The following is a 21879-nucleotide window of genomic DNA, read 5'->3' as shown; positions in this document are numbered from 1 at the left end:
TGAAATTTAAAAAGTAAAGGGCTTCTTCCACTTTGTTGTTGTGTAGAAAGCCCTTGACTGTGTATGTTAAAATTCTGCGTTATTCGGTGTCCGCGGAAAAGGAATAACATCACGGATATTAGTCATCCCTGTAACAAATAGTACTAATCTTTCAAAGCCTACTCCAAAGCCTGAGTGAGGGGCAGAGCCGAAGCGGCGTGTGTCTAAAAACCAGTCCATTTCGCTTTGTTCTATTCCTACCTCATTCATTCTGTTGATTAGCTTGTCTAAGTTCTCTTCACGCTGTGAACCGCCAACCATTTCGCCGATTCCTGGGAAAAGGATATCCATGGCTCGAACAGTTTTATGGCCGTTAGCATCTACTTCATTTTGCTTCATGTAGAAAGCCTTTATTTCAGCAGGATAATCTACTAAAATAACTGGTTTTTTGAAATGTTTCTCTACTAAGTAGCGTTCGTGTTCAGATTGTAAATCAGCACCCCACTCGTCAATTAGGTATTTAAACTGTTTCTTTTGATTAGGTTTGGATCGCTTTAATATTTTTATTGCATCTGTATAGGAAACTCGTTCGAACTTGTTGTCAACTACAAATCTAAGTTTATCAACTAGATCAAGTTCAGAACGTTCACTTTGAGGCTTGTTTTTTTCTTCTTCTAAGAGCCTGTTTTTTAAGAGTTCAATCTCGTCAGGACAGTGGTCTAAAGCATACTGAATAACATATTTTAATAGCTCTTCAGCCAAGTCCATGTTATCTTCTAGTTCATAAAACGCCATTTCGGGCTCAATCATCCAGAATTCAGCTAAATGTCTGGTTGTATTTGAGTTTTCCGCTCGGAAAGTTGGACCAAAGGTGTAGATATTACCAAGTGCCATGGCAGCAAGTTCGCCTTCTAATTGCCCAGAGACGGTTAAGTTAGTGGCTTTACCAAAAAAGTCCTCTTTGTAATCAACTTTTCCATCTTCCGTGCGTGGGATATTATCGAAATCAAATGTTGTCACTTTAAACATCTCTCCCGCGCCTTCCGCATCTGCACCTGTAATTATGGGTGTATGCATGTATACAAAGTCTCGTTCGTTAAAGAATTTATGTACAGCGAATGATAACGCATTTCTAACTTTAAATACAGCATTGAATGTGCCGGTACGAAAGCGTAGGTGAGCAATTTCACGCAAAAACTCTAAACTGTGCTTTTTGGGCTGTAGCGGATATTTGTCAGGGTCAGAGTCGCCCAATATATTTAATTCGGTAACTGTTATTTCAACATTCTGTCCTTTGCCCTGTGATTCAATTAGTATTCCTTTAATACGAATAGCTGCACCGGTATTTACACGTTTAAGAAGTGCAGAGTCTAAGTTTGCAAAGTCAACAACGGCTTGAATATTCTTAGTAGAAGAACCATCATTTATAGCAATAAATTGATTGTTGCGAAATGTTCTTACCCAACCTTTGACGACAACTTCTCTTCCGAAGTCTTCTGACTTTAGTAATTCTTTAATACGTGTATGTTCCATAGTTAATATAAAATTAGCTGATTTAGCTTTTGATATATCTAAGCTTACAAAAATAGCTTATTATTTCATAAAAATGCTGTTTTATCCTTAAATTATGCACTTTTATATTGCTTGTAAGCTCTTAAAATAATGGGGGAATAATAAGTTTTGATTATAGAAAAGAAAAAGCCTTTGAGAAAAATCAAAGGCTTTTACTTGTTCCTTAGTGTAAAAAGGTTTAGCCTTTTAATACTTTTGTTACTAACTCTGCAGCTTCTTTTAATAAAATAGCTGAGTATACTTTTAAGCCTGAGTCGTCAATCAATTTCTTAGCTTCTTCAGCATTTGTACCTTGTAAACGCACAATGATTGGAACTGGAATATCCCCAATTTCATTGTAAGCATCAATAACACCTTGGGCTACACGGTCACAGCGGACAATGCCACCAAAAATATTAATAAGTATAGCTTTTACGTTAGGATCTTTTAATATGATGTTAAAACCAGCTTTAACGGTTTCCGCATTAGCTGTACCACCTACATCTAAAAAGTTTGCGGGCTCACCACCGGCTATTTTAATAATATCCATTGTAGCCATTGCTAAACCAGCGCCGTTAACCATACAACCAACGTTACCGTCTAGTTTTACGTAGTTTAAGTTCGATTCTCCAGCTTCTACTTCAGTAGGATCTTCTTCTGTAACATCACGTAATGCAGCGTAGTCTTTATGGCGATATAATGCATTTTCGTCAAAATTTACTTTAGCATCTACAGCTAAAATTTTGTCATCAGAAGTTTTTAAAACTGGGTTGATTTCGAATAATGCAGCATCAATACTGTCATATGCTTTATAAAGCGCGGCAACGAATTTGACCATATCTTTATAAGCATCACCGCTTAAGCCTAAGTTGAATGCTATTTTGCGTGCTTGGAATCCCTGAAGGCCAACTTTAGGGTCAATCTCTTCTTTAAAGATTAGGTGTGGTGTTTTCTCTGCAACTTCTTCGATATCCATACCACCCTCTGTTGAATACATGATGATGTTACGTCCAGTAGCACGATCCAAAAGAACAGATACATAAAACTCACTGATTTCGCTGTTTCCTGGGTAGTAAACATCTTGTGCAACTAACACCTTATTTACCTTTTTCCCCTCAGGACCAGTCTGAGGTGTTACTAACTGCATGCCGATGATGTCAGTTGCTCTTTGTACTACCTCATCATGGTTTTTAGCTAATTTTACACCGCCACCTTTACCGCGTCCTCCAGCGTGAATTTGAGCTTTGATAACAACCCAATCCGAATTATAATCTTCTTTTAGTTTCTTCGCAGCTTCAACAGCTTGCTCTGGTGTTTCAGCTACAATTCCTTCTTGAACTCTTACGCCAAAACTTTTAAGTATTTCCTTTGCTTGATATTCGTGAATGTTCATCTTAAAAAATTTGTCGTAAAAATATGGTTTTTTAATGTAAAGGTCAAGTAAATGCTCGCTAATTTGTGGTTTGTTAGGATGCGCATGTTTTATTTATACAGCTGACATTCTTTCTTAATTGATTTTATGGCTTTTTCCTTACCTTCGTATTATGATATTGAAGGCAAGGAATATACATAAAACTTATGGGCAGTTGCCTATTTTGAAAGGCGTGGATTTGTCAGTTACTGAAGGGGAAATAGTTTCTATTGTTGGTGCTTCAGGTGCAGGTAAGAGCACTCTTTTGCATATTGTTGGTACACTGGATAGACCTGATGTAGGAAGTTTGATGATCAATGGAATAGATGTCGGAAAGTTAGGAGAGAAAAAGATAAGTTTATTCCGCAATCAGAATATAGGTTTTGTATTTCAATTTCATCATTTATTACCTGAATTTACAGCACTAGAGAATGTCTGTATTCCGGCATTTATTGCTGGTGTGAATAAACGGGAGGCAGAACAAAGAGGCATGGAGCTTTTGGAACGATTAGGTGTCGGAAATAGAGCTCAACATAAGCCAACAGCTATGTCGGGTGGAGAGCAACAACGAGTTTCAGTAGCCCGATCATTGATTAATAAGCCGGCTTTGATTTTAGCCGATGAACCTTCAGGTAATCTGGATTCTGAGAATGCAGCGGCGTTGCACCAATTGTTTTTTGAGCTTAGGGATACAATGGGACAAACATTTATTATTGTTACCCATAATGAGGATCTTGCGGGTATCTCCGACAGGACAGTTCATATGAGAGATGGACAGATAGTTTGAATATGAGTAAAATATTAATAACGTACGGAACGAGGCCTTTTGCACAACGAGTGGGACATTTGTTAGGTGAAAAATACGAAGTTGTTTATGGTTCTTCGGAGGATTTTCCTGAAGTTTTGAAGCAAACTAATTATAAAGCAATACCGGTTGCTAACACAACGACATTTGCACATGAATTATTGAAATTGTGTTTAGATGAGGGTATTGATAAGCTATTACCTTTAGGAAGGTCGGAGTTGCAGCCATTGTGGGAAGTACGTGTTTTGCTAGCTGAATATGGTGTAAAGTTGTTAGTGCCACATGACTTGACAGGATGCTTAATTGTAGAGAATCCTGACAAAAGTTTGAATCTACAAGTTTTTAGTTCCGGAGAAAATATGATTTCTAAAGAACAATTGGATGATCATTATTTTTCTGGAGTAGGTATTCGTTCGGATTCAGGGGACGAGTTGGTATTATGTTTAGTTTAATTTAATTTTTCATGCATCATATTTCCCTTGATAAGAGTGTTTATGTTTTTGAGTTGGACGATGTACTGTATCCCAAGCGAGATTATTTACTACAGGTATATTATTTGTTTTCCAATTTTGTAGAGTTTACTGAAGCGAATGTAGTTGGTGAAAATATTGTTGCTTATATGAAAACGACATATGAGCAGTTCGGTGAAGACGTAGTATTGGAAAAAACACTTGATAACTTTGATTTACCGAATAGTTATATAGAGAACTTTGAAAGACTGCGTGCAAATGCGCATTTGCCACTAAAACTTTTTTTAAAACCTGAAGCTAAGTTTCAATTGAAAAGACTGTTTGATTCGGGCAAACAGTTAGCAATTCTGACAGAGGGTAATCCTGTGGAACAGTTAAATAAGATCAAACATATTGATTGGCAGGAGTTGCATGTAATTGTGGCCACATTACGTGTTTTTTTTAGTGATGAATTACATTTTAGAAATATTGTACCAATTGCTTATATTGCCGAACAGTATAGTGTGGAAGAAGAGCAAATTCAAATAGTTATTTAATACTGATAAATTAGTATGTATATGGAGAATAAACAATCCCTAATTTTACTCTTCTTTATTCTAATTCTTGGATTTTCAGCTTGTAAGAAGGAAATAAAGAATCCAGAGAAAATAGATCACGATACAAAAGAAGATCTGATAAAAGATTCTGTGTTTTACTATACGAAGTTCCTCTCATTATGGCAGGAATATATGCCCCCAAGAAATGTAGATGATATATTAAAACAAGATGTTCTCCGTAAATATACGCAGGCCTTTAGCAGTGGAGAAGAAGTGTTGTACTCTTTAGTGAAGTTGACACCAAATGACCCTTTAACTAATCGGCCTATTGACCGATTTAGTTTTTTAGATCGTGATGGTGAAATTAGTGGCGAGATGCAGGGAATTGCTACAACTAGCTTTGGTGTAACATTTTTCTTTTTACAAGATAGTGAGGAAAGAAACCGATATGATTTATCAGTGCAAATGGTTGATAAAGCTTCGCCTGCTTATACTGCAGGAATGAGACGGGGTGATAAGGTTCTAAGTATCAACGGTGACGATAAAATAGTTTCTGTATATGGAGATAATCCCGAGGACCCTTTATTAGGAAAATATTTAACAGCCGGATCAATGATAATAAAATTTGTAAATAAAAAAGGAGTTATCATTGAAAAAGAAATTACGAGTGGTACGTTTATTCCTAATCCTATTTTGGCTGACAATATTCTAGATCTGGCAGGCAAAAAAGTTGGTTATTTGGCTTTTAACTCTTTTTTAAATATAGATGAAAGTGTGGGTACTAATGGAGAAGGGGGAGTATTTGTGAAAACGGATATGTATCATGCGTTTGAGAAAGTGTTCAAAAATTTTGAATCTGCAGGGGTGGATGAGCTGGTCGTGGATCTACGATATAATGGAGGAGGTTCTGTATTAACAGCAGAGTACCTGGCAGATAAAATTGTGCCTTCAGCTATGGATAAAAAGCTAATGTATACAAACCAAGTAAACGGAACTTTAGAAAGTTGGGGGTGGTTAGATGAAGGTGATGAGTTTGGCCCTGTATACTTTAGTAAAAAGGGCCATTTAAACCTTAGGAGAGTCTATTTTTTAGTTACATCTGCTACAGCATCTGCAAGTGAGCTTTTGATGAATGTGTTAGAACCACATATGGAGGTTTATATAGTTGGAACATATAGTAATAGAGATGGCAATCAAATCGCTGATAATACATATGGAAAGCCCGTGGGATTTTTTGGAATACCTATAGTTGATCCAAAGATTGAATTGTATGTGACATCTTTTATGACAATAAATAGTGATAACAATAAGGGTGGTAAGAGTAGTAAAAGATATGACGGAGGTGAGTATTTTGGTGGTATGAAGCCTGACGCACATGTTTGGGAGTTTGGGAGTTTCGCAGATTTCGGCGACAAAGAAGAATCAATGCTAAGTGCTGCGTTAAATCACATTCAAACCGGATCTTTTGAAAGTTTAACAAGAAGCATTAGTAAAGTTGCTAGTTCAAATATGAGAAAAGAACGACCGAAATCACATATTCAAATTGGTGGTAGTAAGCTTAAAAACGGGATGTATAAGTTTCCAAAGAGAAATTTGCTAAAATAAAGCTTATATTTGTGAGTGATAAAAAGCATGAAGCATGAAAAAAAAGCCCACAACAATAAAAGAAATTGCTAAAAAGCTAAAAATATCACCTTCAACTGTTTCTCGGGCATTGAATGATCATCCTAGTATTGGTTTGGTAACAACTATGCGGGTCAAAAAGATGGCTGAAGAGTTGAATTACGAGCCAAATCAAACAGCTATTTTTTTTAAACAAAAAAAGACGTTTACAATCGGTGTTATCTTACCAAGTCTTTCTGAACCTTTTTTCTCTTCGGCCATAAGCGAAATAGAGAATGTAGCTAGCGGCCACAAATACACAGTTCTAATGGGACAATCTCATGATGATGCTGATAGAGAATTACAGATTATTCAAACTTTTCGAAAACACAGAGTTGATGGTATTTTAATGTCTTTAGGTAAAAATACGGAGGATTTGAATTTTGTACAAGTGCTTAAAGAAGCAGATATTCCTGTAGTTTTTTTCGACTGTGTACCTAAAACTGAAGGAGTAAATAAGGTATATAGTGATTTATCATCTGGTATGCGTGAAGCTATTCAGGCATTTGCTTCTATAGGGCATCAGAATATAGCATTAATAAACGGGCCTGAAAATTTACTAGCTTCACAGGAACGGGAAGAGTCCTATAAAAAAGCGTTAAAAACCGAAGGTTTAGTATACGATGAAAAGTATGTAGTTAATACAGATTTAACTGAGGAAGGGAATGTTGTTGCTATGGAAGAATTGCTAGTTTTATCTGATCGTCCTTCTGCGGTAGTTTCTTTTAATGATTTTGTTACCCTGGATGTTATGAGGTATGCAAGACAGAGAGGTTTAGTTCAGAAAAAGGATGTTTATTTTATTAGCTATGCTAATTATCCATTATGGAAGTATATGGAAAATCCACCAATGGGAAGTATTGAACAATATCCCGATCAACAAGCTCGTAAAGCAGCGGAGATTCTCTTTGAAAATATTATGTCAAAAGAAGAGCTTGCAACCAAAGATGTTGCATTTCCCTCGAAGTTAGTTTTAAAATAAAAAAGTTTATAAAATAAAAAGAGCCTTTAAGAATTCTTAAAGGCTCTTTTTATTTTATAAGTGAATAACTTCACCATATGCGTCTGCTGCTGCTTCCATGATGGCCTCACTCATTGTTGGGTGCGGGTGTATTGCTTTAATAATTTCGTGCCCAGTAGTTTCTAGTTTTCGTGCAACTACAATTTCTGCTATCATTTCCGTGACATTAGCACCAATCATGTGAGCTCCTAATAATTCACCATACTTTGCATCGAAGATAAGCTTTATAAAACCATCTTTAGCTCCTGCCGCAGAGGCCTTCCCAGAAGCAGAGAACGGGAACTTGCCAACTTTGATTTCATACCCTGCATCCTTGGCTGCTTTTTCGGTATAGCCTACAGAAGCAACTTCAGGAGAACAGTATGTACAGCCAGGGATATTGTTATAATCAATAGGATCTACTTGCAGCCCCTTGATTTTTTCCACACATGTAATGCCTTCTGCAGAAGCAACGTGGGCTAAAGCTTGTCCTGCAACAATATCTCCTATAGCGTATACTCCGTCTATGTTAGTTTTGTAGAAGCTATCTACTACAACACGACCTTTATCAGTCTTAATGCCTACTTCTTCTAGGCCTAAGTTTTCGATATTAGGTGCTATTCCTACGGCTGATAGAACAACTTCTGCTTCAATAACTTCTGTTCCTTTTGCTGTTTTTATAGAGACCTTACTTAACGTCCCTGAACTATCAACAGACTGTACTTCAGCTTTTGTAAGAATTGTTATTCCAGCTTTTTTAAGAGACTTTTCTAATTGTTTAGAAACCTCTTCATCTTCAACCGGTACAATTCGATCCATAAATTCGACAATGGTTACATCTACACCAATTGCGTTATAGAAATAGGCAAATTCAACACCTATAGCACCAGAACCAACTACAACCATTGATTTTGGTTGTGAAGGTAAATTCATAGCTTGTCGATAGCCGATTATTTTTTTGCCGTCTTGTGGCAGGCTTGGTAATTCACGAGAACGTGCTCCTGTAGCTAAGATAGTGTGTTTTGCTGTATATTCTTTTACTGAACCGTCGGCAACTTTTACTTCAATTTTACCGCCTTTTTTAATTTTAGCAGTACCCATGATAACATCAATCTTGTTTTTTTTCATTAAAAACTGTATGCCTTTGCTCATGCCTTCTGCTACACCACGGCTTCTTTTGACAATAGCTGGAAAATCAGCCTCTCCACCTTGAACTTTAATGCCGTAATCTTCTGCATTATTTAGGTATTCGAATACTTGTGCACTTTTTAATAATGCTTTTGTAGGTATACACCCCCAGTTTAAACAGATACCACCTAATGCTTCGCGTTCAATAACTGCAGTTTTGAATCCTAGTTGTGATGCGCGAATAGCAGCTACGTAACCGCCGGGGCCACTACCAATTACTATGATGTCGTAATTCATATGTAAATAATTTGTCTTTTAATAGTTATATGAGATATCCAAGCCGATTGTCACGAGCTCGTGCAATAATTATATTCATTTGGGCTTGTGCTGTCTCTGTCATATGGATATTTCATATGTGTATAATCTATTTTTTATCCGTCATATGGAGCTCTCGTGTTTTTTACTTATTAAACATGAGAATGTCATATGTGTTTAATTTACCAATTAAAGGTAATTTAGTGTTTTTTTGCTCTAAAAAAATATAGAACCTTTAAACTCTTTAAATCTATAATGTTAAACTTTCTGAGCGAGTAAGTTTGTTGTAAAATTGCCTATTATTCGAATAAATTATATTCGCTTCGATAGGCCTCTATTTAATTTTTACAATCAAATTATACCAGTTTCTGTCCTATATTTCAAATATGATGTTTGCTGTGATTTTACAGTAATATACATGATATCTGTTTACCAAAAATACATATTTTTTTGGGGATAGAGCAAAGCTTTTTCGCTTTGTTTATATAAATGAGTGGGTGTTTAACGGGGCTAGTCTTTAAAATGTCAAAAAATATGGAGTTCAATGTTCGTATAATACTATATTAGTAATTTTGTCACAAATTGCAACCGCAAAGTATGGGGTTGTATTGATTAGTTTACGAATATTTTATTATCTGATATGTTACGAATTTTTCAACAAATTGCCTTATGGGAGGCGGTGTCTACTGTTATTTTGTTCTTTGTGGCTATGCCTTTAAAATATTTTGCTAACATTCCTGAGGCTGTTAAAATAGCCGGATCCATTCATGGCTTTTTAGTTGTACTTTTTGTTATATTATTAGTAATGTGCTGGAATGAATATAAATGGTCTTTCTCTAGAGTGGCAAAATATTTTTTTCTATCCCTTATTCCAATTGTCTCTTTTTGGGTAGAAAAAGATTTGAAAAAACAGGTGTTCGCAAAAAAGTAATATTTTATTCGGGTTTCTCTACTCCCATATAGGCATAAGTTATTTCTGTTTTGTTATGAGGGGTAGGGGTGCCATTCTCATCTAAGTTTACGAAAACAAGCTTGTCTATTGATAAGATTGTTTTTCTAGTTATTTTATTTCTAACTTCACAGCGCATAGTAATAGAAGTCCTACCAAACTGAGTCGCTACTATGCCCATTTCAATGATATCGCCTTGTTTGGCTGTATTGATAAAGTTGATTTCAGAAATATACTTTGTAACCACATGGTGATTGCCTAGTTGGACAATTGCGTATATAACGGCTTCTTCATCTATCCAACGTAAAAGTGTTCCACCAAATAGTGTTCCATTAGGGTTCAGATCTTCTGGTTTAATCCATTTACGAGTGTAAAAGTTCATGTTTTTAATTTTTAAAAGAGAATATTTATTCTATATAAATGAATAGCTAATGCAGTTGAGCATATAAGATTATAGGGTGGAATATCTCAAAGGTACAGTAAGTGCCTTTGAGATATTTGATTTTACGCATGTATTGCTCGATTAGCTGTAGCAGCTAAAGCAGCTTCTTTTAAAGCTTCTGTAAATGTAGGGTGCGCATGACATATACGTGCAATGTCTTCAGCAGATGCTCTATATTCCATAGCAACGACAGCTTCTGCAATCATATCAGCAGCTCTAGGGCCAATCATGTGTACACCTAAAACCTCATCAGTTGTGGCGTCTGCAAGTACTTTTACGAAACCGTCAGTATCTCCTGATGCTTTGGCTCTGCCCGATGCTTTGAATGAAAATGAACCTGCTTTATATTTAATCCCTGATTCTTTAAGTTGTTCTTCAGTTTTTCCTACTGAAGCAACTTCTGGCCAAGTGTATACTACACCAGGTATCAAATTATAATCAATATGTGGCTTTTGTCCAGCAATTCTCTCTGCTACGTAAACTCCTTCATCTTCAGCTTTATGTGCTAACATTGGCCCCTTTATAACATCTCCAATAGCATAAATCCCTTCAACAATAGTTTCCATATGCTCATTGGTTGAAATCTTGTTTCCTCGCTCTTCAGTGGTTATGCCGATATTCTCTAAGCCTAGACCTTCTGTATAAGAAGTTCTTCCAACAGAAACAATGCAGTAATCACCTTCAATTGTGATAGGTTCACCTTTCGCATTTTCTGCTGTTACTGTTACGTTTTTACCTTTACTGGTTGCTCCCGTAACTTTGTGACCTAAAAAGAATTCCATACCTAAATTCTTTTTTAGTACACGCTGTAATTCTTTGCCTAAGCTTCCGTCCATTGTACCTATTATAGATTTAGCGAATTCTACCACAGATACTTTTGCTCCTAATCTCGCATAGACAGAACCTAACTCTAAGCCGATTACACCACCGCCAATAACAATAAGATGTTTTGGAACCTCTGTTAAGTTTAAGGCTTCTGTTGACGTAATTATTCTTTTTTTGTCTATAGGTAAAAATGGTAATGCAGTTGGCTTAGATCCTGTAGCAATAATTACATTTTTAGCTTTAAGTTCTTCAGTCGCTCCGTTTGTTTTAGTTACTTTAACGGTGTTTTTGTCGATGAATGAACCAACGCCTTCGAAAGAGTCAATTTTGTTCTTTTTAAAAAGATAGGTAATGCCTGCTGTATTTTGCGCAATAACATCATTTTTGCGCTCAATCATTTTTTTTACATCGATTTTTAAGCTACTGATCCCAATTCCATGCGTAGCAAAATTATTTGCTGCATTATGGTAATGCTCAGATGTGTCAAGTAATGCTTTAGAAGGTATACAGCCTACATTGAGGCACGTTCCTCCGAAAGTACTATATTTCTCAATTATAGCGGTTTTTAATCCTAGTTGTGCACAGCGTATAGCACCAACATATCCTCCCGGGCCACTTCCTATAACGATTACGTCGTATTGCATAAATAAAGTTTTAATGTTCCTAGATCAAAGTTAATTAATATAATATATTTATTTGTATTTAAGATGTAAAAAGCTCTGAGTGTCTTTTTATTAAAAAAAGGCACTCTTTATTAAAAGAAGTGCCTTTGTTTTTTTTATATAAGGAGACTTATTCGGCAACGATTTTACCTTGCATTAAACCGTAGTGACCCGGAAAACTACAGATAAATGTGTAAACACCTTTCTCTAAGGTAAAGGTGATTTTATCTTCTTCAGCTGGTCCTAAAAGCTTTGTGTGTGCTACGATTGATGAAAGGGAAGTTTTAGGTATATATTCATTATCAGACGCAGCAGTTGCTTCACTTGCAAATGTTGCAACATCAACATCTGATTTAAGAACTACGAAGTTATGCCCCATAGATTCTTTTGGTAGAGAACCTACATTTTTCAGAGTTAACTCAACTGCTTCTCCCGCTTTAACACGTAATAACTCTGTGTTAAACTTCATCTGATCGTTACCTTCAACGACGATTGTGTTTGATAATTCTACATTTTCAATACCTGGAACAGTCTCAGCTGGAGCTTCTTCTACAGATGTTGTAGTTTCTTGAGTGGCAGTGGTTTCTGTTTTGTTTTCAGAACCTCCGCACGCAGTAAATGACAATGCTAGTGCAATTGCCGGTACAATGAATAACTTTTTCATATTAAAATTTGATATTTTATGCTTCTGACAAATTTAAGAATATTATTTAAGAATCAATATATTACATTTTTTGTGTCAATAAGCTGACTTATTTTATCGTGAAGCTCATTCGGGTCAAAAGGTTTTCTTATGACAGAGTCGGCACCAGCTTCATAAGCAGACTGTTGTTCATAGTCAAGAACGGAAGCGGATATTGTGATGATTGGAACTGCGGCTTTTACTGCGTCAGGATGATTTCGGATTTCTTTTATGGCTTCAAAACCTGACATGATGGGCATATGTGTGTCCATCATAATAAGACTATAGTCTTTAATGTTTATATGCTCGACAGCTTGTCTACCATTTTTTACGATATCGACTTGGCAACCCCACGATTCTAAAATATGGCTGAGCATAAAGCTATTTAAATCGTTATCTTCTGCTACTAATACAACGGTGTTATTTAGTCTGGTTAATTGAGAAATGTTTTTCTTATTAATGTTTTTATCGGAAGTTGGTTGTAATCCATTTTCAAACTCAGCCATAAAACAAAAACGGGAACCTTGTCCGTAAACACTTTCTGCAAATATTTCTCCTTTTAATAGATCTGCTAAACGTTTTACAATAGCTAATCCTAGCCCTGTGCCGCCGAATTTTTTTGTAATTCCATCGTCTCCCTGTTCAAATGCAAGAAATATTTTTTCAACAGATTCCGGTTTAATACCTATACCAGTATCAATCACAGAAAATTTTATTCTGGTAGAATTTTTGAGCTTCTCAACAACCTTGGCTTGAAAGATTATTTTTCCTTCATCGGTAAATTTTAGACTATTAGAAATAAAATTATTGATTATTTGTTGTAAGCGTAAAGGGTCGCTTTGTATATACTCTGGTAAGTCTGGGTCAATTTCTATTTCAAACTTCAGATTCTTGTCTAAAGCTTTTATTTTGAATAAATTACATATGTCTTCTAATTTTTTGTGCAAAGAGAAGTTTTCTTTTTCAACCTTCATCATGCCGGAATCAATTTTTGAAATGTCAAGTACGTCATTAATGATGAGGAGAAGAGAGTTAGAGGCGTCTTCTAGTCTATTTACCCAACTTTTTTGCTCTTCATTTAGTGTAGAGTTTTTAAACATGTGTATAATTCCAATAATACCGTTTATTGGTGTACGTATTTCATGGCTCATATTAGCAAGAAAGATCTCTTTAGATTTTCGGGCTTCTTCTGCTTCTTCCTTTGCTTTGATGAGTTGAGCTTTTGACTCTTCTAGTGCTATGTTTTTTTGTTTTATTTCCTCTTGGTTATGCACCTGTTTGACAAAGGAGCTAACTTTAGCAATAGTAATTTCAGGATTTAAAGGCTTGTATAGATAATCAACAGCACCACTTTCTAAGCCTTGAAGTAAATATTTGTCCTCCTTAGAAATAGCAGTAACCATAATGGCTATGACGTGACTTGTTTTAGGGTTTGATTTTAAAATAGAAACGAATTCAAACCCGTCTATATCGGGCATTTGCACATCAACTAGAGCGATAGATATATCATTCTTCCAACATATTTTTAATGCTTCGTTCGGATCAGTTGAACTTATAATGTTAATATGCTCTACTTCGGAAAGTAAAGCTGATAAACTAATTATGTTTTCTTCTTTATCATCTAATATTAATAAGTTGATATTTTTCATAATCATTTATTTTAATTTTTGGAAAAAAGAAATGATTTGTTCGTTTTTCCAAATTTTAGCGTTTTGATTTCCAGCTATTGCGCTTTCAGGCATCGTTGACATCAAAGCCTCCGCTGGAGACTGTATGTATATTTCTCCTCCCATGTGGTAGACGTGTTGTAGGCCATCTGTTCCATCTCGATTTGCACCAGACAATAAAATCGCTGTGCATTTATCTGTATAAGCATCCGCAGCTGATTCAAAAAGTACATCTATCGAGGGACGAGAAAATTGCACAGGTTCAGATTGATCTAGGCAAAATGTTTTGTTTGGTTCTATTAGTAAGTGATAGCCAGCTGTTGCAAAATATATATTATTAGGTAATATTATGGCTTTATCACGTGCTGTTAAAACCGAACGCTTTAAACGTACTGTTAGTGTTTCTTCAATCTTTGTTATGAATTTAGGGTTACGATGAATTACGATTATAATTGCAGCGGAGAAAACAGAAGGTAATGATTCTATACAACTTAAAATAAGGTTATATGAACCAGCACTTCCTCCAATTAAAATAATATTCTCGGCCGGTAGCATTACTTAATTTTTTGATAAATGTTAAACTCTTTATTGATGATTTTAAACTTTGACATGATGTTATGGTGACTTAGAGATTCTTTAGCTCCTAAACATAAAAAGCCAAACTCACTTAATGATTCATAAAATAAATCAAATACTTTTTTTTGTAGTTCTATATCAAAATAGATCAGCACGTTGCGACAGGATATGAGCTGAAATTCGTTAAAGGCAGAATCGGTAGCTAAATTGTGTTGTGAGAAAAGAATATTGTTACGAATTTTCTGGTTGAATATAGCATTCTCGTACATCGCAGTATAATAATCAGCGAGGCTATGTGGAGCGTTTGTTGCGTGGTAATTTTCTGAATATAACTTTAGTTTTTTAACGGGATAGATTCCCTTTTTTGCTGTTTCTATTACTTGGTTATTGATGTCAGTACCATATATAAAACTTCGTTCGTATAAATTGCTTTCTTCTAGTAGAATAGCTAATGAGTATACTTCTTGCCCTGTAGAGCAGCCTGCACTCCATATTTTTAGACGTGGATAGGTTGCAAGGTAAGGGAAAACCTCTTGGCGTAGCATTGCGAAATATTGAGGGTCTCGGAACATCTCTGTAACATTTACCGTCACCTCATTCATTAAGAAGTTTTGAAACCCATCGATGTTTGTTATAGCATTTTTTAAATCAACGATATCCATTCCTTGTAGATCTAAAATGCGCTGAATTCGCCGCTTTAAAGAGGATTTTGTGTAGCCTCTTAAATCAAAATCAGAAATATTTTTAAGGAGTGTTACTACCTCTTCAAGTTCTTCAAATGTTATATAAGATGTATTTAACTTAGCCATACTCGAAGTAAAGAAATTAATTTATCAATATCTATTGGTTTACTTATATAATCGTTGGCTCCTATTTTTATCGATTTTTCTCGGTCGCCTTTCATTGCCTTTGCAGTAACTGCAATTATAGGAAGCTGTGCGTTTCTTTTGTTTTTTCTGATTTCGTGAATCGCTTCATATCCATCCATCTCGGGCATCATGATATCCATCAGCACAATCTCTATTTTACTATTTGGATCATCTATTATTTTTAAAGCTTCTAGTCCATTATTAGCGATTTCTACTTGCATACCTAAGCTTTGTAAAGTTGTCGTAAGAGCAAAAATATTCCGCATGTCGTCATCTGCAACTAGTACTTTTTTGCCAGAAAGGCTATCTTTAGCGTTTGTTGCGGGAGCTAATTTTTTGATATTTTTAATCGGTGAGTAGTCTTTTGAACTAATTTTATTAAGAAATAAGGTTGCCTCATCGATTAAACGACTATTACTTTTACTTGATTTTAGAATCATCGCCTTTGTGTGCTGTGTTATGCGGTCTATTTGCTGTTTGGAAAGGTCGTACGCAGTATTAATAATAATAGGAGTGTCTTGATGTTCGGGGATTGACTTTATCTTGTCTAGAGTATCTAGTCCGTCTTCATCTGGTAGCTTAATGTCCAGTATTATACAGTCTATATTGCTTTCATGTGTAAGTTTATCAAGTGCTGATTGTGCAGAGAAAGCTTGTAATACATTAATGTTTTGTTCTGCAAAGGCATTTTTAATTATCTCGCTCTGGAACTCTTGATCCTCAACGAGTAGGATCTTTTTGACTCCTTTGTCAATATTTAGATTAATGTTCTCAAATGCTTTTTTTAAAGTTTCTTCTGTAATGGGTTTTGATAAAAAACCGATAGCGCCGTGTTCTATAAAATCTTTTTGTTTAAAATCTGCAGCTGACATCATATGTATAGGAATATGCTGCGTTTTTTCGTTTTCTTTTAGGGTACGTAAAACTTCCCATCCATCTGAGATAGGAAGCATAACGTCCAAAATGATAGCATCAGGCTTCTCTTCTTGAGCTTTTTTTATACCTTCGGCACCATCGTTAGCGATACTTACTGTGAATTTATATTGTTCAGCAAAATCTTTAAGTATATCTGCAAACTTAATATCATCTTCAATAATTAATAGGTGACGATCAGAAGTCATTGATTTATCATTTTCAATTGCTATTGAAGGCTTTTTAATTAGGGGGGGGCTTACAACTTGAGTTGCAAGATTAATTTTATTATTTTCTATTTCCGAAATTTGTTTTTGGGTATTAGGAATAATTAAAGTAAAAGTGCTACCTTTTCCCAATGTACTTTTTAGTGTTATTCTTCCCCCAAGTAAAGAAGCTATTTCTTTACTAATGGATAATCCCAACCCAGTTCCTCCATATTTTCTGCTTGTCGAACCATCTTCTTGACGGAAAGCATCGAATATTAATAATTGTTTTTCTGGGGAAATACCCTTGCCATTATCTTCAACAACAAACTTAATGTTATCAATATCTGCTTTCACTTCAAGTGTGACAGTCCCATTTGTATTTGTAAATTTTAGTGCATTGGATAAAAAATTCTTTAAGACTTGTTCTATGCGATTTTCATCGCATAGAAATGTCTCAGGTGCACTTGGATTTATTAAACATCGAAAATCTATTTGTTTTTCTTCTGCAGTGGGGCTAAACAGGCTTTCAAGATTGCGGACAAAGTTTTGTAATTGTATATGTTCATAGTTAAGTTCTACTTTGCCAGATTCTATTTTTGCAAGATCAAGGAGCTCGTTAATAAGCTGTAGCAGATCTCCTCCGGCACTATAAATAACTGAAGCATACTTAATTTGCTCTTTAGTTAGGTTATTTACTTTGTTGTCTTTTAATAAGCGCGCTAATATTAGTATGCTATTGAGTGGGGTCCTAAGTTCATGACTCATATTAGCTAAAAACTCTGACTTGTACTTACTTTCTAGTTTAACTTCCTGTATTTTTTCTTCTACAACTTTTTGTGCATTTCTTAATTCGATATTACGAGATTCTAGTTGTTCGGCTTTTTCCTTGAGTTCTTCGTTACTGTTATGTAATTCTTCTTGTTGAACACGCAATTCTTCTTCAGACGTTTCAAGCAAGTTCGTTTTGTAGACCAACTCTTCGTTTGTTATGCGTAACTCTTCTTGTTGAGCTTCTAGTTCTTCAGTCTGTTGTTGAGTCTCTTCTAGTAATCGTTCGACTAGCGTATGGTTTTGGGCAAACTTGATAGTCATTGCCATAGTACGAGTAACACGCCTTAGGTAGCGGGTAATGCGGTCTAAATCTTTTGTCGCGTAGTTACCTCCAATCTCTAAAACACCGTATGTTTTATTTTCATTGACTAAGGGGTATATGATAATAGTGTTTATTGTATTATGAGTCAAAGAAGTTGAGGAGGAAATGTTAGCATTGATATTTGAGTCAATTATATGAACATCTTGGTCGGTACAGACTTTCCCGAGTAAGGACTCTCCTTCGATAAAAAGTGACAAGGGTTTGTGGCTTGGGTCTATACCAATAGATTTCTTTAGATGATACTCTTTTGATTCGGCTTTTTTTATATAAAAAGAACCAGCATGGAAATTTAAGGCGTTGTTAATATGATCAAAACTGATTTCCGCTATTCGATCTTCATTGTCTTGTCCATTTATAGCGTCGTTTAACAAAGCAGATTCTTTCAAGATCCAATTTGCAATTTCGATATCTTTTTGTACATCTTTTATTTCTTTATTAAGCTCATGTGTCTGTTTGGATCGGCGCCCCAATTCCTTCATAACTTTTAGTATCCTATTGAAAATAAAAAGTAGGAATAGCAAAGGGATGCCTATAGTGAAGTACGCAATTGTTTTAAGGTCGTTTAATGAGTTGTAAAGTTTTGCTGTGGAAATCTTCCTTTCGTCTGCTAAGTCAAATCGTAAAGTGGTAATTTGGTCATTTATACTTAATAAAGAAGTAAATGTTTCCTTAGGAATGTGCGATTGTTGTTGGGTATTGGAAATTAAATTGAAAAGCTGCTCAATAGAAATTTTTAAGGAGTCAATTTGAGCTTGAATTTTTTGATTTTCTGAATAAGAGGTTTTAAACTCATCTAGGTTAGATAGAACGTCTGTCCTGATGTTAGTGTATGATTGGACCTCACCAATATACTTTGGTGCTTCCGTTATTTTTTTATCAATATCAATGATTTTTCTTATCTCATTTTCTGCAGCTTCTGTAGCACCTCTAATGGCAGTTACTTTATCTGTAAATATGTTAAATAAGTATAGTGTTGTGATGATAATAATGAGGTATGAAATTGAAACCCCTATAAATAATTGCCATTTTAGTATAGTTTCTTTCTTCATGTGGTTATATTGTTTGTTTTAACTTTACCGATCTGCTTATTATACAGTATCATCTTTTGAGAATGCTTAATGCTATTTGAAAAATATGTTGTTTACAAAGAGCTTTTAATCAATGCGTGTAAAATTAGCCATTAAATTAATTAAACAATAATCGTGAAAGTAGAAAAATGTTAAGTAGACTCACTTTGAATGAAATGTAGCCAACTTTGCTAAATTGTAAGATCTATCTGTATGTGGTTTGAAAATATTAATCCTTCATAATTTCTATGAGATGAACTACTTATAGTCTATGGGGAAAAGAGGTAGGGATAGGGGCAGTATTATATTTGGAGTGATTATTTGAAGATTCCGATCATTCTTCTTAGTTTTTTGATATAGAAAATGCTTTTTTAAAATTAAAACAATACCTTTAATGAAATTAATAGGGTCTGTCAAAAACTTAATTATTGAATAATATATGGAACCAGGAATCAGTTTAATTTTAATAATCGTTGGGAGTGTTATAGCGTTTTTCTTACTTCTTTATTTGCTTCCAGTGAATCTATGGTTTACGGCGCAGTTATCGAATGTCAAGATTAGTCTTTTAAACTTGGTTTTAATGCGTTTGCGTAAAGTTCCTCCAGCCTTAGTATCTAATGCTATGATTATATCCACTAAAGCAGGCCTTAAAATCTCCACGAACGAGATCGAAACACATTATTTGGCAGGAGGAAATGTAAATAGGGTCATAAAAGCATTAATTTCTGCAGATAAGGCTAATATACCTTTGGACTTTAAGTTAGCGACAGCTATTGATCTTGCTGGTCGTGATGTTTTTGATGCTGTACAGTTGTCTGTAAATCCTCAGGTTATCAATACCCCTGCCGTTGCAGCTGTTGCAAAGGATGGAATTCAGTTAATTGCGAAAGCGCGAGTTACGGTTCGTGCTAACATTAACCAGTTAGTTGGAGGAGCTGGGGAAGAAACAATATTAGCTCGGGTAGGTGAGGGAATTGTAACAACTATCGGTTCTGCTAAAGATCATAAGGAAGTATTAGAAAACCCAGACCGTATATCTAAAACCGTCTTGGCTAAAGGGCTAGACTCGGGTACGGCATTTGAAATTTTGTCTATTGATATTGCAGATATTGACATTGGAGAAAATGTCGGCGCAAAATTGCAGACAGATCAGGCTGAGGCTGATTTAAAGGTTGCTAACGCAAGAGCTGAAGAGCGTAGAGCAATGGCTGTAGCAAGTGAACAGGAGATGAAAGCTAAGGCACAGGAAGCAAGAGCTAAGGTCATTGAAGCTGAATCACAAGTGCCTCTGGCTATGGCAGAAGCATTTAAAAATGGTAATCTAGGTATTATGGATTATTATAAAATGCAGAATATACAAGCGGATACTGATATGAGGTCTTCAATTTCTAAACCTAGCGGCCCGTCTAAAAGCTCCTAAAAATAGGAAAGTTGAAAAATAGAGAACCGATTAGCAGAGCTAATCGGTTTCTTACTTTTAAGAAAGAAAACAATTAAATAATGATGATTAAATTTTTTTTAAAACTGTTAATGGGTATCTTGTTGATACCTCAATTCTTTACTTCTTCATATGCACAATCACAGGTTGCTAGTCATGAGATTATTTTGCCTATATCAGGTAATACTTGGCAAAAGCCAAATGAGAATAATTATTTAACCGATCAAAATGGCATTAAATCTGGATTTAGCTCTGGATCTTTTTATACATATGTACGTTTTAAAAATATAGGTTCAGTAAATCTGTCTTTGATGTTGGGTAATGTAGCGCAGCCAGCCTCTTTATTAGTTTCACATAAAGAACAGCGGTTTAAAGTGTCTGTATTGGCAGAGAGTAGTAATAAAAGTGTATATGTTGGTAAGTTAGAAGTGCGAGATACTGGATATGTTAAGATAGAACTTAAAGTGTCTAATGGAGACATAGGACCCGAAGTGAAGTCTTATAAGTTAGCTGGAGAGAAGTCTATCTTAAGCAGTCTAAACTATGTGCAAAACAATGATGGGAACTTTTTCTACTGGGGTAGAAGGGGACCTTCTGTGCACTTAGCTTATGAAATACCTACACAAGAGAATATAGAGTATTATTATAATGAAATTACTGTCCCTACTGGAGAGGATGTAGTAGGTTCATATTATATGGCAAATGGTTTTGCAGAAGGGTATTTTGGTATGCAGGTGAATAGTCTTACGGAAAGACGGGTCTTATTCTCTGTTTGGAGCCCTTTTCATACTGATAATCCAAATGAAATACCTGATGAAGAAAAAATTATATTGACTAAAAAGGGAGAGGGAGTTAATACAGGAGAATTTGGAAACGAGGGATCTGGCGGACAGTCCTTTTTAAGGTACGATTGGAAAGCTGGGAATACTTATAAGTTTCTTTTAAGAGGGAGACCTGTCGAGAAAGAGTATACAGAGTATACAGCTTGGTTCTTTGCTGAAGAAAGTGGAGAATGGAAGTTAATAGCTCAATTTCTAAGACCTAAGACTACAACCTATCTAAAAAGGTTTCATTCTTTTTTAGAAAACTTCCTGCCAAATCAAGGAGATGTTCAACGAAAAGTTCTGTTCAAGGATCAGTGGGTACGAGATGTGAATGGGAATTGGTATGAATGTGCAAAGGCAAAGTTCACTGCTGATGCGACGGCTTCTGTTGGATATAGAATGGATTATAAAGGAGGAGCTTTAGGCAGTGGGTTTTATTTGCAAAATTGTGGTTTTTTCGAAGATTATACTCCTATAGGAACGAGTTTCAAAAGGAAGGTTAAAGGTGTAAAACCATCATTAGATGTGAGTAAGTTACCTATGTAAAATATAGTTGTTATAAAAACAAAACCCTGACGATGGGCGCCAGGGTTTGCTACTAACCAATTATAAACCTAAATTATGAAAAGACAATTAAAAATGTAATCTCTTATTAACCATTGATTACATTGCAAATGTACGACAAAAAGTTAGGGGAATCAATCTTTTTTTGTATAAATAGTTGTTTGGGCAATATTTTCTGACAAT

Annotated in this window: 18 protein-coding genes; 8 read left to right on the top strand and 10 right to left on the bottom strand. The window is 35.3% G+C overall.

Annotated features, from left to right (window positions below; translation table 11 throughout):
• Positions 1 to 66 precede the first annotated feature (66 nt).
• Together asnS and sucC are read right to left on the bottom strand one after the other, a co-directional pair.
• Positions 67 to 1512, bottom strand: coding sequence for an asparagine--tRNA ligase (gene asnS / locus ORI89_RS00935; RefSeq protein WP_268228546.1), 1446 nt, complete (start codon positions 1510 to 1512; stop codon positions 67 to 69).
• Between the two features lie 217 nt (positions 1513 to 1729).
• Positions 1730 to 2923 carry an ADP-forming succinate--CoA ligase subunit beta gene (sucC, locus tag ORI89_RS00930; RefSeq protein ID WP_268228545.1) on the bottom strand — a complete coding sequence of 398 codons (1194 nt, stop codon included), beginning with the start codon at positions 2921 to 2923 and terminating at the stop codon, positions 1730 to 1732.
• 151 nt (positions 2924 to 3074) lie between these two features.
• Between sucC and ORI89_RS00925 the strand changes: the two genes are divergently transcribed.
• Genes ORI89_RS00925 through ORI89_RS00905 form a run of 5 tightly spaced genes read left to right on the top strand, consistent with a single transcriptional unit; the run spans position 3075 to position 7396 of the window.
• Positions 3075 to 3728, top strand: coding sequence for an ABC transporter ATP-binding protein (locus ORI89_RS00925; protein ID WP_268228544.1), 654 nt, complete (start codon positions 3075 to 3077; stop codon positions 3726 to 3728).
• Positions 3729 to 3730: 2 nt separating this feature from the next.
• Positions 3731 to 4198, top strand: a complete 468-nt coding sequence (locus ORI89_RS00920) for a hypothetical protein (protein WP_268228543.1) — start codon at positions 3731 to 3733, stop codon at positions 4196 to 4198.
• An 11-nt stretch (positions 4199 to 4209) separates the two neighbouring features.
• The gene (locus tag ORI89_RS00915; protein WP_268228542.1) at positions 4210 to 4752 is read left to right on the top strand and encodes an HAD hydrolase-like protein; all 543 of its coding nucleotides are present in this window, start codon (positions 4210 to 4212) and stop codon (positions 4750 to 4752) included.
• A 21-nt stretch (positions 4753 to 4773) separates the two neighbouring features.
• A complete protein-coding gene (locus tag ORI89_RS00910) occupies positions 4774 to 6357 on the top strand; it encodes a S41 family peptidase (RefSeq protein WP_268228541.1) in 1584 nt (527 codons plus the stop codon).
• A gap of 34 nt (positions 6358 to 6391) precedes the next feature.
• Positions 6392 to 7396 carry a LacI family DNA-binding transcriptional regulator gene (locus ORI89_RS00905; protein ID WP_268228540.1) on the top strand — a complete coding sequence of 335 codons (1005 nt, stop codon included), beginning with the start codon at positions 6392 to 6394 and terminating at the stop codon, positions 7394 to 7396.
• A gap of 54 nt (positions 7397 to 7450) precedes the next feature.
• Here the strand turns inward: ORI89_RS00905 and lpdA (ORI89_RS00900) are convergent, their stop codons facing one another.
• Positions 7451 to 8839, bottom strand: coding sequence for a dihydrolipoyl dehydrogenase (gene lpdA / locus ORI89_RS00900; protein ID WP_268228539.1), 1389 nt, complete (start codon positions 8837 to 8839; stop codon positions 7451 to 7453).
• A 658-nt stretch (positions 8840 to 9497) separates the two neighbouring features.
• Here lpdA (ORI89_RS00900) and ORI89_RS00895 point away from each other — a divergent pair.
• Positions 9498 to 9788, top strand: a complete 291-nt coding sequence (locus ORI89_RS00895) for a DUF3817 domain-containing protein (RefSeq protein WP_268228538.1) — start codon at positions 9498 to 9500, stop codon at positions 9786 to 9788.
• Between the two features lie 4 nt (positions 9789 to 9792).
• On the opposite strand, the gene ORI89_RS00890 is transcribed toward ORI89_RS00895, so the two are convergent.
• From ORI89_RS00890 to ORI89_RS00860, 7 genes are all read right to left on the bottom strand, one after another.
• Positions 9793 to 10188, bottom strand: coding sequence for an acyl-CoA thioesterase (locus tag ORI89_RS00890; RefSeq protein ID WP_268228537.1), 396 nt, complete (start codon positions 10186 to 10188; stop codon positions 9793 to 9795).
• Positions 10189 to 10310: 122 nt separating this feature from the next.
• Positions 10311 to 11717: a dihydrolipoyl dehydrogenase gene (gene lpdA / locus ORI89_RS00885; RefSeq protein ID WP_268228536.1), complete on the bottom strand. Its 1407-nt coding sequence runs from the start codon at positions 11715 to 11717 to the stop codon at positions 10311 to 10313.
• A 148-nt stretch (positions 11718 to 11865) separates the two neighbouring features.
• Positions 11866 to 12399, bottom strand: coding sequence for an azurin (locus tag ORI89_RS00880; protein ID WP_268228535.1), 534 nt, complete (start codon positions 12397 to 12399; stop codon positions 11866 to 11868).
• Between the two features lie 53 nt (positions 12400 to 12452).
• Entirely contained in the window at positions 12453 to 14066 is a 1614-nt protein-coding gene (locus ORI89_RS00875; protein ID WP_268228534.1) for a response regulator, read from the bottom strand.
• Between the two features lie 6 nt (positions 14067 to 14072).
• Complete coding sequence (locus ORI89_RS00870) at positions 14073 to 14639, bottom strand: chemotaxis protein CheB (protein ID WP_268228533.1); 567 nt, start codon at positions 14637 to 14639, stop codon at positions 14073 to 14075.
• Positions 14639 to 15469: a CheR family methyltransferase gene (locus ORI89_RS00865; RefSeq protein WP_268228532.1), complete on the bottom strand. Its 831-nt coding sequence runs from the start codon at positions 15467 to 15469 to the stop codon at positions 14639 to 14641. The genes ORI89_RS00870 and ORI89_RS00865 overlap by 1 nt, the downstream gene beginning before the upstream one ends.
• Positions 15457 to 18852, bottom strand: coding sequence for a response regulator (locus tag ORI89_RS00860; RefSeq protein ID WP_268228531.1), 3396 nt, complete (start codon positions 18850 to 18852; stop codon positions 15457 to 15459). Before ORI89_RS00860 ends, ORI89_RS00865 begins: the two co-directional genes overlap by 13 nt.
• Positions 18853 to 19309: 457 nt before the next feature.
• On the opposite strand from ORI89_RS00860, the gene floA reads away from it, so the two are divergent.
• Both floA and ORI89_RS00850 read left to right on the top strand, forming a co-directional pair.
• Entirely contained in the window at positions 19310 to 20290 is a 981-nt protein-coding gene (gene floA, locus ORI89_RS00855) for a flotillin-like protein FloA (RefSeq protein ID WP_268228530.1), read from the top strand.
• 80 nt (positions 20291 to 20370) lie between these two features.
• The gene (locus ORI89_RS00850; RefSeq protein ID WP_268228529.1) at positions 20371 to 21678 is read left to right on the top strand and encodes a DUF3472 domain-containing protein; all 1308 of its coding nucleotides are present in this window, start codon (positions 20371 to 20373) and stop codon (positions 21676 to 21678) included.
• Positions 21679 to 21879: the final 201 nt, after the last annotated feature.

Source organism: Sphingobacterium sp. UT-1RO-CII-1 (assembly GCF_026711005.1).
GTDB lineage: Bacteria > Bacteroidota > Bacteroidia > Sphingobacteriales > Sphingobacteriaceae > Sphingobacterium.
The sequence above is the reverse complement of the archived record's forward strand: the minus strand, read 5'-3'. Positions and strand labels throughout refer to the sequence as shown.

Bases quoted from the DNA above. Each gene is read 5' to 3' on its own strand.
- asnS (WP_268228546.1), bottom strand. From the start codon at position 1,512: ATGGAACATACACGTATTAAAGAATTACTAAAGTCAGAAGACTTCGGA.
- sucC (WP_268228545.1), bottom strand. From the start codon at position 2,923: ATGAACATTCACGAATATCAAGCAAAGGAAATACTTAAAAGTTTTGGC.
- ORI89_RS00925 (WP_268228544.1), top strand. From the start codon at position 3,075: ATGATATTGAAGGCAAGGAATATACATAAAACTTATGGGCAGTTGCCT.
- ORI89_RS00920 (WP_268228543.1), top strand. From the start codon at position 3,731: ATGAGTAAAATATTAATAACGTACGGAACGAGGCCTTTTGCACAACGA.
- ORI89_RS00915 (WP_268228542.1), top strand. From the start codon at position 4,210: ATGCATCATATTTCCCTTGATAAGAGTGTTTATGTTTTTGAGTTGGAC.
- ORI89_RS00910 (WP_268228541.1), top strand. From the start codon at position 4,774: ATGGAGAATAAACAATCCCTAATTTTACTCTTCTTTATTCTAATTCTT.
- ORI89_RS00905 (WP_268228540.1), top strand. From the start codon at position 6,392: ATGAAAAAAAAGCCCACAACAATAAAAGAAATTGCTAAAAAGCTAAAA.
- lpdA (WP_268228539.1), bottom strand. From the start codon at position 8,839: ATGAATTACGACATCATAGTAATTGGTAGTGGCCCCGGCGGTTACGTA.
- ORI89_RS00895 (WP_268228538.1), top strand. From the start codon at position 9,498: ATGTTACGAATTTTTCAACAAATTGCCTTATGGGAGGCGGTGTCTACT.
- ORI89_RS00890 (WP_268228537.1), bottom strand. From the start codon at position 10,188: ATGAACTTTTACACTCGTAAATGGATTAAACCAGAAGATCTGAACCCT.
- lpdA (WP_268228536.1), bottom strand. From the start codon at position 11,717: ATGCAATACGACGTAATCGTTATAGGAAGTGGCCCGGGAGGATATGTT.
- ORI89_RS00880 (WP_268228535.1), bottom strand. From the start codon at position 12,399: ATGAAAAAGTTATTCATTGTACCGGCAATTGCACTAGCATTGTCATTT.
- ORI89_RS00875 (WP_268228534.1), bottom strand. From the start codon at position 14,066: ATGAAAAATATCAACTTATTAATATTAGATGATAAAGAAGAAAACATA.
- ORI89_RS00870 (WP_268228533.1), bottom strand. From the start codon at position 14,639: ATGCTACCGGCCGAGAATATTATTTTAATTGGAGGAAGTGCTGGTTCA.
- ORI89_RS00865 (WP_268228532.1), bottom strand. From the start codon at position 15,469: ATGGCTAAGTTAAATACATCTTATATAACATTTGAAGAACTTGAAGAG.
- ORI89_RS00860 (WP_268228531.1), bottom strand. From the start codon at position 18,852: ATGAAGAAAGAAACTATACTAAAATGGCAATTATTTATAGGGGTTTCA.
- floA (WP_268228530.1), top strand. From the start codon at position 19,310: ATGGAACCAGGAATCAGTTTAATTTTAATAATCGTTGGGAGTGTTATA.
- ORI89_RS00850 (WP_268228529.1), top strand. From the start codon at position 20,371: ATGATGATTAAATTTTTTTTAAAACTGTTAATGGGTATCTTGTTGATA.